At 63.4% G+C, this 16,120-nt stretch carries 15 protein-coding genes; 4 read left to right on the top strand and 11 right to left on the bottom strand.

The features are described 5' to 3' along the window. Window positions 1-443 precede the first annotated feature (443 nt). From JDV09_RS25595 to JDV09_RS25550, 10 genes are all read right to left on the bottom strand, one after another. Window positions 444-1,280, bottom strand: coding sequence for a mycofactocin-coupled SDR family oxidoreductase (locus tag JDV09_RS25595; protein WP_221371942.1), 837 nt, complete (start codon window positions 1,278-1,280; stop codon window positions 444-446). Between the two features lie 271 nt (window positions 1,281-1,551). Then, window positions 1,552-2,331, bottom strand: coding sequence for an SDR family NAD(P)-dependent oxidoreductase (locus JDV09_RS25590; protein WP_221371941.1), 780 nt, complete (start codon window positions 2,329-2,331; stop codon window positions 1,552-1,554). Window positions 2,332-2,487: 156 nt separating this feature from the next. Then, complete coding sequence (locus tag JDV09_RS25585) at window positions 2,488-3,690, bottom strand: hypothetical protein (protein ID WP_221371940.1); 1,203 nt, start codon at window positions 3,688-3,690, stop codon at window positions 2,488-2,490. A gap of 10 nt (window positions 3,691-3,700) precedes the next feature. After that, a complete protein-coding gene (locus tag JDV09_RS25580) occupies window positions 3,701-5,134 on the bottom strand; it encodes a hypothetical protein (RefSeq protein ID WP_221371939.1) in 1,434 nt (477 codons plus the stop codon). A gap of 1,551 nt (window positions 5,135-6,685) precedes the next feature. Further along, window positions 6,686-7,123, bottom strand: a complete 438-nt coding sequence (locus JDV09_RS25575) for a limonene-1,2-epoxide hydrolase family protein (RefSeq protein WP_221371945.1) — start codon at window positions 7,121-7,123, stop codon at window positions 6,686-6,688. A 70-nt stretch (window positions 7,124-7,193) separates the two neighbouring features. Next, window positions 7,194-7,973, bottom strand: coding sequence for an SDR family NAD(P)-dependent oxidoreductase (locus JDV09_RS25570; protein ID WP_221371938.1), 780 nt, complete (start codon window positions 7,971-7,973; stop codon window positions 7,194-7,196). Between the two features lie 75 nt (window positions 7,974-8,048). After that, window positions 8,049-8,444, bottom strand: coding sequence for a hypothetical protein (locus JDV09_RS25565; protein ID WP_221371937.1), 396 nt, complete (start codon window positions 8,442-8,444; stop codon window positions 8,049-8,051). Between the two features lie 79 nt (window positions 8,445-8,523). After that, entirely contained in the window at window positions 8,524-8,715 is a 192-nt protein-coding gene (locus JDV09_RS25560; protein WP_221371944.1) for a ferredoxin, read from the bottom strand. A gap of 8 nt (window positions 8,716-8,723) precedes the next feature. Then, window positions 8,724-9,050, bottom strand: coding sequence for an SDR family NAD(P)-dependent oxidoreductase (locus JDV09_RS25555; protein WP_221371936.1), 327 nt, complete (start codon window positions 9,048-9,050; stop codon window positions 8,724-8,726). A gap of 32 nt (window positions 9,051-9,082) precedes the next feature. Continuing rightward, window positions 9,083-10,399 (bottom strand): cytochrome P450, encoded by a 1,317-nt coding sequence (locus tag JDV09_RS25550; RefSeq protein ID WP_221371943.1) that lies wholly within the window; start codon window positions 10,397-10,399, stop codon window positions 9,083-9,085. A gap of 306 nt (window positions 10,400-10,705) precedes the next feature. Between JDV09_RS25550 and JDV09_RS25545 the strand changes: the two genes are divergently transcribed. Continuing rightward, the gene (locus JDV09_RS25545) at window positions 10,706-11,059 is read left to right on the top strand and encodes a carboxymuconolactone decarboxylase family protein (RefSeq protein WP_221371935.1); all 354 of its coding nucleotides are present in this window, start codon (window positions 10,706-10,708) and stop codon (window positions 11,057-11,059) included. A gap of 58 nt (window positions 11,060-11,117) precedes the next feature. Further along, the gene (locus JDV09_RS25540) at window positions 11,118-11,777 is read left to right on the top strand and encodes a TetR/AcrR family transcriptional regulator (protein ID WP_221371934.1); all 660 of its coding nucleotides are present in this window, start codon (window positions 11,118-11,120) and stop codon (window positions 11,775-11,777) included. Between the two features lie 214 nt (window positions 11,778-11,991). Here JDV09_RS25540 and JDV09_RS25535 read toward each other — a convergent pair whose 3' ends face one another. Continuing rightward, window positions 11,992-13,224: a PucR family transcriptional regulator gene (locus JDV09_RS25535; RefSeq protein WP_221371933.1), complete on the bottom strand. Its 1,233-nt coding sequence runs from the start codon at window positions 13,222-13,224 to the stop codon at window positions 11,992-11,994. Between the two features lie 135 nt (window positions 13,225-13,359). On the opposite strand from JDV09_RS25535, the gene JDV09_RS25530 reads away from it, so the two are divergent. Further along, complete coding sequence (locus JDV09_RS25530) at window positions 13,360-14,883, top strand: flavin-containing monooxygenase (RefSeq protein ID WP_221371932.1); 1,524 nt, start codon at window positions 13,360-13,362, stop codon at window positions 14,881-14,883. Beyond that, on the top strand, window positions 14,880-15,809 hold the full coding sequence (locus JDV09_RS25525) for an alpha/beta fold hydrolase (protein ID WP_221371931.1): 930 nt from the start codon (window positions 14,880-14,882) through the stop codon (window positions 15,807-15,809). The genes JDV09_RS25530 and JDV09_RS25525 overlap by 4 nt, the downstream gene beginning before the upstream one ends. Window positions 15,810-16,120 lie beyond the last annotated feature (311 nt).

Here is a 16,120-nt window from a genome sequence, read left to right as displayed (position 1 = left end):
CCCGGGATCGCGAAGGCAATCGCCAGGCCCAGCGCGGCGAGCAGCATCCCCACCGTCATCGGTGGACGCGCTTCACCCCCGCCGGTTGCGCCAATAGGCATGGCCTCATCTCACACCCCAACCGAACGCCGCCTCGACCCTATGGTCAAGTCGCGGCAAGTATCGAGCTCGACGTCCGGGCCGACACACACCGCACAGTAGTTGATTTCGGTGCACCCACCAGCGAGTCGTTGGGGTCACCCTGAGCGTGACCCCAACGCCGGCTCGTGTGCGCAACGACCTCAATCCGCCACCGTTGTCCCACCGGCCTCGGTTGGCGGGAAACCGTCATTGTCGCGGTGTCGGTCCGAGTTGCGGTCGGCGTATGGTGACCAGTCCCGGATCGGGATGTCGACTCGACCGAGTGCGGCATGGCAGTTGTGGTGATTGTGTTGCACTGCTGGTTATTTGAGCATGGCGCCGCCGTCGACAGGCAGGGCCACACCGGTGATGTAACGTGCGTCGTCGGATGCCAGAAACAGGACGGCATTACTGATGTCGACTGGTTCTACGTACGGGATGGGCAGCACGTGCATCATCCTGGACACGACGGTGAAGTCATCGATGGTGGGATTCTCCAAGTCGGGTCGGAACATACGGTAGGTCTGCTCGTTGAGCAGCATCGGCGAGCCGACGCTGCTCGGGCAGATGGCGTTGACCCGGATGTTCTCCTCGCCCAGCTCCAGGGCCAGCGTCCGCATCAGTCCGATCATGCCGTGTTTGGAGGCGATGTAGTTTCCGATGTTCTGTGCCCCCTTCAGACCGCCGATCGAGCTGGTCAGCACGATCGAGCCGCCCCGGCCGCCGGCGAGCAGATGGGGGACCGACACCCTGGCCGTGATCCACGCGCCGTTGAGATTGACGTCGATCATGTCGGTCCACGTCTTGGGGTCCATGCGGTCGAGACGCGTTCCCGCACTGGCCAAGGCCGCGTTGGCCAGGACGATATCCAGCCGTCCGAGTTCCCTGACGCCGTCGTCCACGATGGCCTGCATCGCATCGAAGTCCCGCACATCAGCCTCGGTGGCGATGATGCGCCGCCCCAGTTTCTCCACCTGGTGCACGGTTTCGGCGAGGTCAGCCGGCGTTGACATGGCGATCTCGACGCCGTCAAGCTGTTTGCAGACGTCCATGGCGATGATGTCGGCGCCTTCCTGCGCCAACTTGATCGCGTGGCTGCGTCCCTGACCGCGTGCCGCGCCTGTGATGAAAGCTACCTTGCCTTCGACTTTTCCTGTCATTGTGATTCCCCATTTCCTGGATCGGTAGATCTGACGGTCAGCCGAGGTCTCGCCGGGGCTTCGCGCATCACGATTGACGTGCGGCCCGGCGCCGGCCGCGCAATGGGCACAAGAAGCGCCAGGCCCCGACGGGGCTCCCGGTCCGCCACAGCCGGTACGCGGCTGAGACCCTTCCTCGGCGTTTCAGGGCCGCGTCGTCTCCCCACCCAAACAGAGGAGAAATAGGCCCTTCTGATTGCTGAATCGTGACGCGGCACAACGCGGCGGCCGATCATGCGCTAATCCAGGCGCCGCCGTCCGCGTGCAGATTCTGACCGGTCATCCAATGGCTGTCATCGGAGGCAAGGAATACGAACACCGGAGAGACGTCCTCATACGGCTCACCGATCTTGTGGAACGGGTTGTCTTTGAAGGCTTCCCGCACCCAGTCCTGAATCTCCGAACCTTGGTCGTTTACAACGTCGGTAATATTGTCTGTCCAGCCACCGGGGCACACTGTATTGACACGGATGTTGTACTCGCCCCACTCCCTGGCGACCACGCGCGACAGGCCGCGTATCGCCTCCTTCGCGGCGGAATACGCTGCGTACGACGGCGTACCCTCTATACCCGCCTTCGAGGCGGTGTTGATTATAGAAGCACCGGCGCCCGGTTTGTCCCTCATGTAGGGAAAGCACAACTTCATCATGTGCCAAGTGGCGTAAAGCGATGTGTGCAGTTCGATGTCGAGGTTCTCGATATCGGAGTCAAGAAATGGGCCAAGGGCGGTGATCTTGTGCGCATTGTTGAGAAGAACATCTACCACGCCGAACCGTTCGGCCGTCTTCTCAACAAAATTGACTAGGTCGTCATACTGTCCGACATCGCAGCGGAGCGCCACGATTTCCGCACCCTGCTCCTCGCAGAGTCGCTTGGTCTCCATCAACTTCTCTTCAAGGATGTCGCAGATAGCCAATTTGGCGCCCTCGCGGGCGAATCGGAGGGCGTGCTGCTTGCCCAGCCCGCTGGCGCAGCCAGTTATCACGGCCACCTTTCCATCCAGCTTACCCATTTTTGAATCCCCTTCCTGGACTCCACTCGGAAGCGAACGCCGACATGCATCCAGTCATCGGACCACCCGTTTGATGGTCCTGACAAATTTCCGATAACCGTGGCAATGGACTTGGACGCACGGACACTTCAATGATCTGTGCGGGTCCACGTACTCCTAATCGAGGGTGGGCTTGGGAGCGTGCAACTCTGTGATGTGCGCGGCACCGATATCGAGCACCACCGAAGGATACGTCTTCCACAGCACGACGTTGGTGCCCCCGAATCCATTGGTCAATGTCCTTTTGCGGCCGTCCGGGTAGGTGAAGGTTCCCTCGACAGTTTCCCAGTCCAGTATTAGATTCGGCACATCGGCCTGCTTCTGTGCACCCTGCGTCAAACACTTGCATCCTACGGCTTTGGCGACAATCTCCAACACGCCCGCCTCCGTTTCGGCGGTGATGTTGTACGTCGTCGGGATAAATGCAGCTATTTCGCGTAGATATGCCCAATCGTCGTGCACGATCTCGAAACTGCCCTCCATGAGGTACTGCTTTTCGTCGACGAGATAGAGGGCCATGTCCTTGTCATTGCTGAGCTTGAACTCAGTCATGCATCCGAACATCTCGTCGAAGTGGAACCAGATGTCGTCACACCACCCGCCGGCTTCCACGTTGCTTTGATCTGGGCAGTAAAATCGCTCGCGGGAACCGTAGCCCTGCACGGCCACTTTCTGCCCGTCAATGACGAGCGTGCCTTCAACACGACCCGACCATAGGTAACCCTGGGCTCGCATGTGGTCCACATAGACATGCATCTTCTCTTTGCCGTACCACAATGGGTATCCAACACCCGTGTGGACCAAATCAACGTGTATTCCGTTTTCCTTGTCGTCCACAGTGGCGTGCCATGTGTGGTCATTGAGGTTGCACACCTGATGGAATTCAGCGAGATCGAGCACGACCTCGTTCTTCTCGACATCCGGTGCGATCGTTAGGGTGCCGCCCGGGTAGGGATGAAAACCGATTGTGGTGACCTCCGGAAAGTCAGCCAGCTTGTATATCGACCCGGGTATCGGCGTGACCCTCCCTACCTCCGTGCGTATCGCAAGGTTCCACATGTCCATGGGTTGCTTACCAAATGGCATGGCCCCGAAGGTGCCCAGCTTGTTGAAGCTTGCAATACCCATGTCGATCCAATAGTGCTTGCCGTCATCGCCCATCAGGTGCATCATCCAGCCCCAGTCCATGAACGCATGCTCCGTTGCGTCCTCCGGAATTGGGTGTGCGTCCTCGGTCAGCGTGACTTCTGGATTTTCGACAAGCATTGTGTATCGCTCCTCTACCCTGTTCGGCGAAATGGCAATTCCGGCGGTGTCCACCGGAGACTTCTCAGAGGCCTGCTGGCCCTTCTCCGGCTATTCCCGCTCCCTTGACCCCGTAGTAGCCGCGCTCGATGACCAGTTGCAAGGTCTGGTCGGACACTTCCTCAAATCGCGCCACCCACTCCGCGCTGATAAGCGTCTTGGCCATACCGTTGAACAGTGCGCCGTAGGCCAGCGCTATTTCCGGGTAGTTATCCACCGTGAGCTTGGCTTTGTCCACCTCGATGACAGTACGATCCGGCTCAAACTCGGTGAACTTCCACGAAAGAACTCTTGCCTGGAAGATCATGCTGACATACCCGCCCAAGACACGGCTGTCGTCGACGGTGCCCGGGACACCCAGCCAATCCCGCACTCCCTTGACGGCAGCCAGCTCGCCGAATGCATACTTGCCGCAGGGCTCAAATACGCAATCAATGAGGTGTGCGACCCTCTTCTCATCCGGCTCGACGTCGCGCAATACGCGAATCGCCTCGACCGACCCGTACATCGAGGAGTCGCCGCCACCGGCACCCATCAGAGTGAACAACTCCCCCGTGGTGAACTGGGCGCCGTAGGGGCTGTGATAAACGCCCGTAGTCAGATGTTCGCACTCCGTCTTCATCTCTTCTTTGGGGGTGACGTGAATCGGGTCGGCCGAGGGACCGAAATTCTCCCAGAATTCCTCCGGGCGCTGACGTTCCCCGTACTTTCGCTTGTTCTCGATCACCACTCGGCAGTGCGTATCGCCACAACCCCTTCGTTCGCTCAGGTCGTCGTAGATTTCGTCCGGGGCGGCCAGAGCCTTCAGAAAGGCAGTCCCCCCCATACTGGTGGCACATATGTCTGGTCCAATAAGGGCGAACGGGCAAGTATCGAGTTCCTTCTCGACGCGATCACGCGAGAACTCGTGAACGCGGCCAGCCATGAGATTGCCCTCGTCACCCATATCGGCGAAAACGGCAGCCAGGTGAGCGCCAGCCACCTCGGATTCGGGAATATTGAACCTGGTCCTGAAGAACTCCATCATCCCAGGGTCAGCAAACATCTGATCCATGGCTTCGTAGAACGTATCCTGAAGAGCCTTGTAGCGTTTTCGGTCGTCGGGCTCCACGATGCGCAGCACATTCATGAAACCGGTTGCCATCAGCGCCCTGTGGCGGAACAGGTAATTGTAGGTCTCCTTGTAGGCCACCACCTTGTCCCAGGGAGAGATCATTCCTCGATAGAGCCCGAGCCCCGTTTCCTCGTCTTTGCCCCGGTAGGCCTGGGTTACGGGTACTGCGCCGCCCGTGCGTTCCTCATGACCCGAGTCTTTCTGGCCGGCGGGCGCCCCCTCCTGCCCGCTTGGCGCCTTGGCCTCAGGTGCGTTGATGTGTGCATCGCGGGCCGAACTCTCCTTGGAGATTCCGGTGGCAGCACCGTGAGTATCCCGGGAAGCCGAAGGCAAGTTGCTGTCCATGTTGATGATTCCTTACTACCGCTACAGAAATCGAGCGATGCGCCGCGCCGGATGTCCCGACCGCGTCATCGACATTCGTCTGCACTGAGATGTAGTGACACTCAGCGCTTTGGTTGATCCTCATCGCCTCGGTGACGCCGGCCATCTCGGCGGAGCGGAACCACGACCACTCGTGTCGTCCACCGAGTTCGGCCGGGTGGGCATCGAGGTTGACGCAGCGTTCGCGGAGCCCGGAACCCCGGATCTCCACGGCGTGTCCCAGGTCTGGACGCCCCCGACCCGACGCGACGAGAGCCGTCCGTCGGTGGTGGTGCACGTAGCGGCGGCGACTCGCATTTTCTTGTCCGCCACGCCAGGGAATCTGTTGCCGACGCGGCCGAACTGCGTCCAGATCCCCGGTGCCGCCTCTGTCGTCGGGCGCGAAACGCCGGATCATCTCCGGCCTGCAGACGACTTCCGAGTCGAGCTGGGTTACCCCGACCCGTTCGTCTGATCGCTTCACCGTCGTGGCGCCGTCGGATGCGAAATGCCAATCAGCGCTGACAGCGTAACGATCGACCGGTTGCTGAGTAGACCGTCGGCGCGTTCCATAGCAGTTCCTTTCTGCCAGCCCGATTGGTCTTGAGCGATGAGGATATACACCTGTATAACCCACGCTCGCGCGCAGCGCAAGGGTCCTTTGGCCCGCATCCGGATTTGACTACGCACCAGCGGAATTGCAGGCTTTCGCTCGTCACTCGCCAGCTCGTCGTGGACGGGTTTGGCGCGGTGGAACTCCGTCGCACAGCCGTCTGCCGTGGCGCGCGCTCATACAGTGCCGACGGCGCGGCCGGACGGCACGGGCAAGATTGCCCACGTCTGGACAACCGGCACTCCACGTCCATCGCGTGCGCACGATCCCGACAGCGCCCGGCCGCGCTACTCGCAGATCTCGAGGCGCCGCCCAACCGGTGCCACTGTCCAGACCATTGTCGCGCATATTCGGCTCAGGCGAGGCAAATTCCCCAAGCTGGGCGCGACCTGCCCAAGCTCGGCACCACGTCGAGTTGGCGGACCCCCTGGGCCGGTCCGGCGCGGTTCGGGCGCCACGCGGCGGCTCACCACCCTCCTCCCGATGGCCGACTTATCGCGGTGTGTGGACGGCGCCGTGGTCAATGACGAACGGGGTGTCCCGTGAGGTGCTGCGAAGCGTCACTGGCAGGCAAACGATCGCCGGTGCGACGTGGTTGTCCGAACCGCCAACGCTCATCCAGTGCACAGAGGCCGACCTTCCCGTCACGCCCGGACGGCCATTGTCGAGACCAGCAGCTCGCCGCCGCCAGTCGGTGAGTAGTAGACGATGGACATCGCCGCCCGTCGTATCACCGCAAGACAAGGAGGGTAAAGCGACGACTTTTCCGACACTGATGCGCCGCCAAACGCAAACCTGTGGGGAAAGCGCCGCTAGCTCCAGCCCGGTTTCGAGACCGTCGCCGAGCGACGAGGCCAGGGTCATCCAGAATGCCGGCATGTCGTCGCACGCGCCACGGCCCGCCACGCTCCGGCCTGCACTTACCGCGCCGGCCTCAGCGCCGAGGCAGCCACGTCTGCGACAGCTCGAAAGATCGCCTTCGCGATGTCGAATGCGTCGAAATAGTCGCGCCACAAGGTGATCCGGCCATCGTGCACTTCGAAGACACCCCAGACCCAGATACTCACCCGCAGCGGACCGAAGATCATCACATCCGTCCTTTCGTGGAGCACGCTAGGACCGTCCGCGGCGGTGCGATGGATGGTGACGTCGAAACGCATTCTTGTACGTTGCACGGCGGCGAACAATCTCATCACCCGCTTCGATCCTCGCAATGTGGGGTACCCGACGTTCTGGTACGTCACATTGTCATCGAGAAGTGCGCCCGCCGTGCGCAGGTCGTTGGCCGCCAGCGCCCGGAAGTACCCCTCGACCGTTGCGGTGGCGTCCCCGTCCGACCGGCCGCTGGTCTCGGTCATATCGGCCAAACCAGCATCGCAGCAACGGATCCCGGGGACCATATGCGGTAGGTAAACCAGTACCGCCAGATCATGCGCCGATCCAGACTCCCCCGTCAGCATGCACGTTCTGGCCGGTCATCCAATGGCTCTCGTCCGAAGCGAGGAACACGACGATCGGCGACACGTCCTCATAAGGATCGCCGATACGGCCGAAGGGGTTGTCCTTGAACGCCGCTCGCGCCCATTCCTGAACCTCCGGGCTGCGTTCGTGGAGTTGGCTGGTGACGTTGTCGGTCCAACCGCCAGGACTGACGGTGTTGACCCGGATGTTGAACTCCCCCCACTCCCTCGCGACAACCCGCGACAGGCCCCGGATACCCTCCTTCGCGGCAGCGTAGGCAGCGTGAAACCGCGTACCTTCGACCCCACCCTTGGAGGCGGTGTTGATGATAGAAGCGCCGGCGCCGGGTTTGTCCCTCATGTAGGGGAAGCACAGTTTCATCATGTGCCAGGAGGCGTACAGCGAAGTGTGCAACTCGATGCTGAGATCCTCTGCACTGGAGTCGAGGAAGGGCCGGAGTTCAGTGATCTTGTGCGCGTTGTTGAGCAGAATGTCTATCGTGCCAAAGCGATCAGCCGTTGCCTCGACGAAAGTGACTAGCTCTTCGTATTGGCCGACATCGCAGCCGAGTGCCACCACTTCTGCGCCTCTCTCCTCGCACAGTCGCTTGGTCTCGGCCAACTTGGCTTCCTGAATGTCGCAGATCGCCAGTTTTGCCCCCTCGGTGGCGAATCGGAGAGCGTGCTGTTTTCCGAGGCCACTTGCGCAGCCAGTGATCACCGCTACCTTCTCATCCAACTTACCCATGGTCGAACTCTCCTTCTGAAATGTGGCGGACTATGGTCTCCGGAGGACGGAGCCAGCGATTCGGATGTGAGCGAGTTACCCTGTGGTTGGCGGTGACTGAAGATAGACGTCGAGGCGGCAAACCTTGCCCTCATCGTTGAATTCGAACACGTTCATCGAATTCACGACGAGCCAGTCGTTGCCGTAGAGGTGTCGCTCTTCGACCTCGAGATAGACTCGGCGCGGGAGTTCGGCCACCCGTCGCACCGTGGTCTCGAACGATTGGACCCCTTGCGCCCAGCCGTTCACCATCTCGGCGTACTGCGGCCAGTCCTGCACGTCGAGAAACGGACCGGTCCTTTCGAATTCGTCGATGGCGAGTAACTCACCCAACGGGGCCCAGTCTTCGGGCGACTTCACCGTGGTCACCAGGCCGCGCACGGTGTCCTGATATTCGATGACTTTTTTGGTCAACGGTCCGTATTCATCCATGAAGCTGGCTTTCCTTTGTTCTTCCGAGTGGCTGGGCGCCGGTCCGGAGCGCTGATTGTCTACGTGGTGGGCGGGTCGGTCAGCCCATCACCGTGATGGCTTGGCGAGGACACGCGGCTGCAGCGGCCCGAACCGCCGCCTCACGCTCCGGGCCGGGCCTTTCAGTGGCAATGGTCACGACGTCATCGTCACCCAGATCGAAGATATCGGGAGCGAGTTCGGCGCAGATGCCATGGCCTTCGCACAGGCGGGGGTCAACGCGGACTGTGATGTTCTCATTCACATGTAGATCCCGCCGTTGACGTTGATCTGCTGGCCCGTGATGTAGCCGGCCTCCTCGATACCGGCACTGGTGACCACGATGTCGATCGGTCCGAGTTCCTTGCGAACCGATCCGACGGCCTCCCACACGGCCGCCCGATCGGTGACGTCCACCTGGTAACCCCTGACGTCGAATCCCTCGTTCTGCAGAGTGGATACGTATTGCTTCAAGACGTCACTGCTGAGGTCAAGAATGGCGACCTTGTCTCCGCGTCGGGCTAATCGTCTGCTGATCGCCGCACCGATTCCGGATGCGCCACCGCTGACCACGGCAACTTTGCTCATGGATGTCCGCTTTCAGTCGTACCGCCCCGCATTCAGTCGACCGGTGTGAGTTCGAGGTGCAGGTTGCCCAGGCCCCGCACGATGAAGGTGGGGTCGTAGTCGAAATGACGCTGCCCCTCGGGTCCGTGCCGGGACTCGGAAATCGAGATGTCGCTGGTGCGGTCGAGGAACCGTTCCACCGTGACGCGTCCCTCGGCTCGGGCCAGCGGACCGCCCGGGCAGGAGTGCGCGCCGCGACCGAAGGCGATGTGCTCACGCACGTTCTCCCGCCCCAGCAGACACTCGGTCGGCCGCTCGAAACGGCCGTCGTCACGGTTGGCGGCGCCAGGGTGGATCATCACGGTGGTGCCCGCCGCGATGTCGACCCCGCCCAGCGTAGTGGCCACCCGAGCCAGCCGGAAATCACTCATCGTCGGGCTTTCGAGCCTCAGCACTTCCTCGATGAACTCGGGAATCAGGCCCCGATCCTCACGCAATCTCTGTTGGATCTGTTTGTCCTCGGCGATGAATCGGAGCGCAGCCGCAATCATGCGGGCCGAGGTGTCCTGACCTGCACCGAAAAGGAAGGTGGCGGTGCGCACGATGGCATCGACTTCTGGCAGAGAACCGTCTTCGTAGGTCGCACTGGCCAGGTGGGTCAGGATGTCGTCGCGAGGGTTGGCACGGCGGTCCTCGACGTACTCGCCAAACTTCTGGTACAGGAACTCCAGCGGATTGACCGGGAGAGTCTCCTCCTGACCGACGACGCTGATGGTGCTGCCCACCAGAACCTGCTGGACCTCGGCACGATCCTCTTCCGGGACACCGAGCAGGTCAGCGATCGCCCACGTGGTGAAGGGCTTGCCGTACTCGTTGACCACCTCGCAGCGCCCTGTGCCGATGAACGCGTCGATGCAGCGGTCGGCGATGCCGGCAAGCGCCGCTTCGTTCTCCTTCAGCCGACGCGGCGTGAGTAGCTTGCGCAGCAGGTTGCGCTGTGCTTCGTGGTTCTCCCCGTCCATCGTCACCATGAACTCGCTGAACGGCCACTGGTCGCGTGAACGGTCGATCACGTCGGTGATGTCGGTGACCTCGGGCGAAGGCGAAATGACCGGCGGGAAGGGACCGCCCACCGAATTGCACGACGAGTACGTCGCCGCGTCCCGGTAGACCTCGATGGCGGCCTCGTAGCCAGTGACCGCGACGACGCCGGGGTGAGCTATGTGGTGGACGGGGCACTGCGTCCGCAGCGCATCGAAGTACCGATACGGGTCGGTGACCAACGTGCTGTCGGTAAAGAAGTCGACCGCATCTACGTCGACCCCGACCGGCTCCGTTCGGTCCTCGACCGACTGATCCTCACTCGCCACCAAGGGCTCCTTCCCGGACCACTGATGGTCACGACCATCGCTTATACACCTGTATAGTCCATACAGGTGTATAAGCGCAAGGACTCCCCAAAGGACGGCGGAATCGATTTCGCCAACGATGTTTTCGCCCACAGTTGGCGCACACGACCATTGGCACGAGAGGACTTTGCGATGGCACGGATGGAATCGGCGCCGGTGGACAAGTGGCCGCGAGAGATGCGCGAGCGCTGGCGCTCATGCCGCCGGCAGGCGCGCACTACAAGTTGACCAGCGAGGGTCGAACCAGGCTTCAACCTCCTCGACGCCGTGGCCCATCATCCCCGGCTGGAAAGAGCGTTCTTAACGCTCAACGCCCGCCTGCTACTAACCACCAGCTTGACCGAACGTCGACGCGAGCTCGTCATCATGCGCGTGGCGGCACTGCGACGGTCCACCTACGAGTGGGCGCAACACCTGTTCGTCGCCCGTGCCATCAAGGACACAATCTGGGCTGCGCTGGCAGAGCACCTCAACAGCCAGGCGATCCCGGACGTCATTCTCACGGCGGGGTCCTACGCGATGGTGGCGTCCATGCTGGACAGTCTGGGCATCGAACTCGACAACGACCTCTGCAGCGGCGTCGCCGCGCTGACCGATCCGTCCACCGCAATCGGCGGTTAGTCTGGCCTCGGCGCGCATTGCGCTCGGGCCGAGGCGACCTCTGCCCTTACTCCGGGAGGTGAGAAAGACGGCGGCCAATCGCGGACACGGCGCCGAGCCGACTCGCTTGGAACTGCTCGACGCCGTCGAGCGGGTGTTCTTCAAGGAGGGTCATGCCAAGGTGAGTTACCGTGTGGTCGCCGCCCGTGCCGGCGTGACTCCCGGCCTCGTTCAGTACTACTTCCCGACGATCGACACCTTGTTCGTCGCCATGATCCAGCGCCTGATCGACCGGGACATAGAACGCTGGAACGATGGCCTGCGGAGTCGCCCCCACGAGCCCCTGCGGGTGCTCTGGGAGTACAGCTGGAGCGAGGCCGCCGGAGCCTTCGGCACGGAGATGATGGCACTCGGTACCCGACGTCCCTCCCTGCTGCCACATATCTCCGAGGGAACCGAGCGCATTCGCAAGGCCCAACTCCAGGCGCTCGAGAAGAAGTACGGCAGCTTCAGCTTTCTCGACGACGTGTTTCCAGCCGACGCGATGGTGTTGTTGGTGACCAGCATCCCGAAGGTACTTACTCTAGAAAAGGGAGTCCAGGTCACGATGGCGCACCGCTCACTGATCGGGGCATTCGAACGCTACCTCGACACGATCGAACCCAGACCGAAGGTCCGCCGGGTGAAACCACGGGCCAAGAAGAGTGGTGCTTCGAGGTCGCCGCACTCGCGGAAATGAAGGTTCTAGACCATCGACTGAAAACCCTGGAAATCCCGGAGGCATCCAGCCCGGCCAGGCACGGGAATTGCGCGATGGATGCAGGAGTTCCTCAGATCCTTCATGAACTCGGCTTCGCCGGTTCCGAACGAGGCCGCACACACCTTCGCCGAAGCGGCTCGGCCTCTGGGGCTCGGCACGGACGATGCGATGCGCTGTTCGAGGCCGCGTCCGGTTATCCGCCGCGGCTGCCGCTCCAGCGGAGCACGTCGAGCGCGACGGCGACGGCTACGCCCGACTGGGCCAGCGGCCTGGGCAGGAGTTCGTCGGCGCGGGCCAGTCGGCGGATGAGGGTGTTGCGGTGAGTGTAGAGGCGGGCGGCCGCACGCGAGGTGTTGCACTGCTCGTCGATGAAAGTCCGCACAGAGAACTGCAATTCGGCGTCGGCGGACTCGAGGTCGCCGAGCACCTCGCTGACGAACTCCGCGGCCCGATCAGCGTCGGCCGTGATCAGTGCGACCAACTGGATGTCGGCGAACAGTGCAATGCGTTGCGGTGAGTTCAGTCGCGCCATCATCTGCTGCGTGGTGACCGCATCGAAGTGACTTCGGCGGAACCCGTCGACTCCACGCCCGGTCGAGCCGACCGCAACGCGGATCTCGGGGAACTCCCCGGTCGACCGGAGCAACACCGTCGTATCGATGGGGGCGCCGCCGGGAATCCACACCCACCGCGTCGCGGTGCTGGCCCGGACACTGAGCGGCCGGGTCGCCCCGCCGGCGCGGCCGAGCTGCTCGACGGTCCGGTCCAGCCGGGTCAGGTCGACGTCGGGCTGGGTGCTCCACACGACGGCCGCGGTGTGCGGGCCCGTCAACGTATAGCCGAGCCGGGACTCGGCGCGCTGCCGGGTGATGGGTGCGCCGTCGAGGATCAGCGCGACGGTTTCGCGGCGTTCGGCGTGTGTGCCCCGGGTGAGTTCGTCACGCTCGAGGTCGATCTGTGCGGCTATCGCCGCCAGGGTGGCGTCGACGAAGGCGCTCACCGACTGTGAGCAGATGTCGAGCGCCTCGCGCAGTTCGGCCGGGTCGTCGGTGAGGTCGAAGGCGATCGCAATCAGCCGTCGCAAGGCCCCGCCCTGGCCAACGCGGTAAAAATCGAGCGAAGATGCGTCGAAGCCGCGCCGGACCAGCTCGCGGGAGACATTCATCGGATCCGGCCCGGTGTTGGCGGGCACCGGAGCACCGGGTTCGCGGACATTCGCGGTGGACCAGAACAGCAGGTTCGCCAGGTTGGCGCGACTGACCGCGGCGGCCAATTCGGGGTCGGCGGCGACGCTCGGGTTGGACTGCAACACCGTGCGGTTCCATTCGGCGAGCCAGTCCGGCGGTGGGTTCGACGAAATTCGCGCGATCTGACGGATCAGCTCCCGCACCTGCGGTGACGGAGGGTCCCACGTCGTGTCGGCCATATCGCCACGGTACATCCGCTGGTGCACAGTGCACTATCAGTGCTGTCAATATGGTGCATCCTGGCCTTGGCGGGAGGCGGTCCAAACCGTGACGATCGTTACATCGCCTGATCCACTCGCCCAGGAGCACATCTCATGACCGACACTCACACCCACCCCGAACACGTCGACGTTCTAATCGTCGGCGCCGGCATCTCCGGCCTCGGCGCGGCGTACTACCTGCAGAAGGATCACCCCGAACGGTCCTATGCGATCCTCGAGGGCCGCGCTGCCCTGGGCGGCACCTGGGACCTGTTCCGGTATCCCGGGATCCGCTCCGACTCCGACCTGCACACCTTCGGCTACGAGTTCAAGCCGTGGCGCGACGACGACGCCATCGCCTCCGCCGACAAGATCCTGGACTACCTGCGCGAGACCGCGACCGAGAACGGCATCGACGCCAAGATCCGTTATCAGCACAAGGTGCTGGGTGCGGCGTGGTCCAGCACGGACGCCCGCTGGACGGTCGACGTCGAACGCGCCGACACCGGCGAACTGGTGCAGTTCAGCGCGAACTGGCTGTTCAATGCCGGCGGCTACTACCGCTACGACCAGGGCTATACCCCGGAGTTCCCGGGGCGGGACCGGTTCCGCGGCGAGATCGTGCACCCGCAGCACTGGCCGGAGGATCTCGACTACGCCGGCAAGAAGGTGGTCATCATCGGCAGTGGCGCGACCGCGGTGACCCTGGTGCCGGCGATGGCCCCCACTGCCGGGCACGTGACGATGTTGCAGCGTTCGCCGACCTACGTAATGTCGGTGCCCGGCAAGGACGGCTTCGCGATCACCGCACAGAAGCTGTTGGGCCCCGAGCGCGGGTACGCCCTGGCCCGCCGCAAGAACATCCTCAAGCAGCGCGGGATCTATCAGTTCTGCCAGAAGTTCCCCAACGCCGCTCGGCGGCTGATCCGCGGGCTCACCGCCAAAGATCTGCCCGAGGGCTATCCGGTCGACGAGCACTTCAATCCGACCTACAACCCGTGGGACCAGCGGCTGTGTGCGGTGCCCGACGGCGACCTGTTCAAGGCCATCAGCGGCGGCAGTGCCTCCGTGGTGACCGATCGGATCGCCACGTTCACCGAGACCGGGATACTGCTGGAGTCGGGCCGCGAACTCGAGGCCGACATCATCATCACCGCAACGGGATTGAACGTGCAGCTGCTCGGGGGCGTCACTCTGACCGTCGATGGCCGGCCGGTCGATGTCTCCGACACCGTGGCCTACAAGGCGATGATGCTGTCGGGAGTCCCGAACTTCGCGTTCTCGGTCGGCTACACGAACTCGTCCTGGACCCTGAAGGTCGGCCTGGTCTGCGAACACTTCTGCCGGCTGCTCAGCCACATGGATGCTCACGGTTACGACACCGTGGTGCCCGAGTTCGACGACCCGACGCTGACGACCCTGCCGCTGCTGAACTTCAGTGCCGGCTACATCCAGCGCGCGCTGGACGGCATGCCCCGGCAGGCCTCGGGAGGCCCATGGCAGGTGTCGATGAACTACTTCCACGACGTCAAGCAGTTGCGGGAAGGGTCGGTCGCCGACCCCAGCCTGCACTTCGGCACCTCGTCCCCGTCCTCGGCCCGCCGGAGCGCCGTGGTCGCCGAAGTGGTGTCGGCATGACCGAGCGGTTCTGCCAGGTCGGTGCGGGGCGGCGGATGTGCTACCGCACCGACGGCGATCCGTCCGGGACACCGGTGCTGTTGGTCGCCGGTATCACGCTGGACCTCACGTCGTGGCCGATGGCCATGGTCGACGGTCTCGTCGACCGGGGATTCTTCGTCGTCCGGTTCGACAATCGCGACGTCGGCCGCTCGACACCGGGCACGACGCCGCCGCCCGGCCTGCTGCGCCGTGCCCTGAAGCAGCCTCGCCGCGACGGCTACGACCTGGCCGACATGGCCGGTGACGCCGTCGCGGTGCTCGATGACCTCGGTGTCGGCCGGGCCCACGTGGTCGGAATGTCCATGGGCGGCATGATCGCCCAGACCATGGCGGCCCGTCACCCCGGCAGGACGGCGTCGCTGACGTCGATCTTCTCCACCACAGGGTCGCGTCGTGTCGGTCAGCCCGCGCTCTCGACGTTGGCGATGTTCGCCGCGCCCGGGGCACGCAACCGCGATGCGGCGGTCGCCAAGCACCTGACGCTGATGCGTCACCTGGCGGGCACCGCCTATCCGCTCGACGAGGACACCGCCGCACAGTACGCCGGCCGGGCCTGGGATCGGGGACTGCGCGAGGGCGCGGCGGCGGGCGTGGCGCGGCAGATGAACGCCATCTTCAAATCCGGCGACCGCACGGCGGAGTTGGGCCGAATCAGCGTGCCCACGTTGGTGATCCACGGCGACCGCGACCGGATCGTGCATCCCAGCGGCGGCCACGCCACCGCGGCGGCCATCGACGGCGCCCGGCATGTCACGATCGCGGGCATGGGCCATGATCTGGCCCCCGGCGTGACCGACCGCGTCGTCGATCTGATCGCCGACCACGTCGGGGACATCAGCGCCGAGGGGACCCGCAGCTCACCGTCGGCGGACCCGGGACGGTAGCCCTACCCGAATTCGGCCAGCGTGAGACAGTCGCGCAGCGAATTTTGAGTCCGCCATGGTGTGTCCAGGGGTATCCGGGGGGGTTCGGATCTCCGACTCGTCCAAGGTGTCTGGCCTGACGGTGTTCGCATGTGCGTCGGTGTGGTGCATGAGTTGTGACACCGTCGTGTGGCCGTCACCGTCAACGGTGCCCCATGCTCCAGCCTTGCCTGCCTGCCTGCCTGCCTGCCAGGGCAAGGCCATGCACGGCGGCCCGCAGAGCGACGGGCCGATCCTGGCCGGCTACCGGTAGTGGACACGCTGACGGGTTG

The organism is Mycolicibacterium xanthum (genome assembly GCF_019710635.1).
Classification (GTDB): domain Bacteria; phylum Actinomycetota; class Actinomycetes; order Mycobacteriales; family Mycobacteriaceae; genus Mycobacterium; species Mycobacterium xanthum.
This window is presented reverse-complemented; position numbering and strand designations above follow the sequence as displayed.

Coding starts and splice junctions, on each gene's coding strand:
- JDV09_RS25565 (WP_221371937.1), bottom strand. CDS start 8,444: ATGGATGAATACGGACCGTTGACCAAAAAAGTCATCGAATATCAGGAC.
- JDV09_RS25575 (WP_221371945.1), bottom strand. CDS start 7,123: ATGACCGAGACCAGCGGCCGGTCGGACGGGGACGCCACCGCAACGGTC.
- JDV09_RS25535 (WP_221371933.1), bottom strand. CDS start 13,224: ATGGCCGACACGACGTGGGACCCTCCGTCACCGCAGGTGCGGGAGCTG.
- JDV09_RS25530 (WP_221371932.1), top strand. CDS start 13,360: ATGACCGACACTCACACCCACCCCGAACACGTCGACGTTCTAATCGTC.
- JDV09_RS25525 (WP_221371931.1), top strand. CDS start 14,880: ATGACCGAGCGGTTCTGCCAGGTCGGTGCGGGGCGGCGGATGTGCTAC.
- JDV09_RS25590 (WP_221371941.1), bottom strand. CDS start 2,331: ATGGGTAAGCTGGATGGAAAGGTGGCCGTGATAACTGGCTGCGCCAGC.
- JDV09_RS25580 (WP_221371939.1), bottom strand. CDS start 5,134: ATGGACAGCAACTTGCCTTCGGCTTCCCGGGATACTCACGGTGCTGCC.
- JDV09_RS25555 (WP_221371936.1), bottom strand. CDS start 9,050: ATGAGCAAAGTTGCCGTGGTCAGCGGTGGCGCATCCGGAATCGGTGCG.
- JDV09_RS25595 (WP_221371942.1), bottom strand. CDS start 1,280: ATGACAGGAAAAGTCGAAGGCAAGGTAGCTTTCATCACAGGCGCGGCA.
- JDV09_RS25570 (WP_221371938.1), bottom strand. CDS start 7,973: ATGGGTAAGTTGGATGAGAAGGTAGCGGTGATCACTGGCTGCGCAAGT.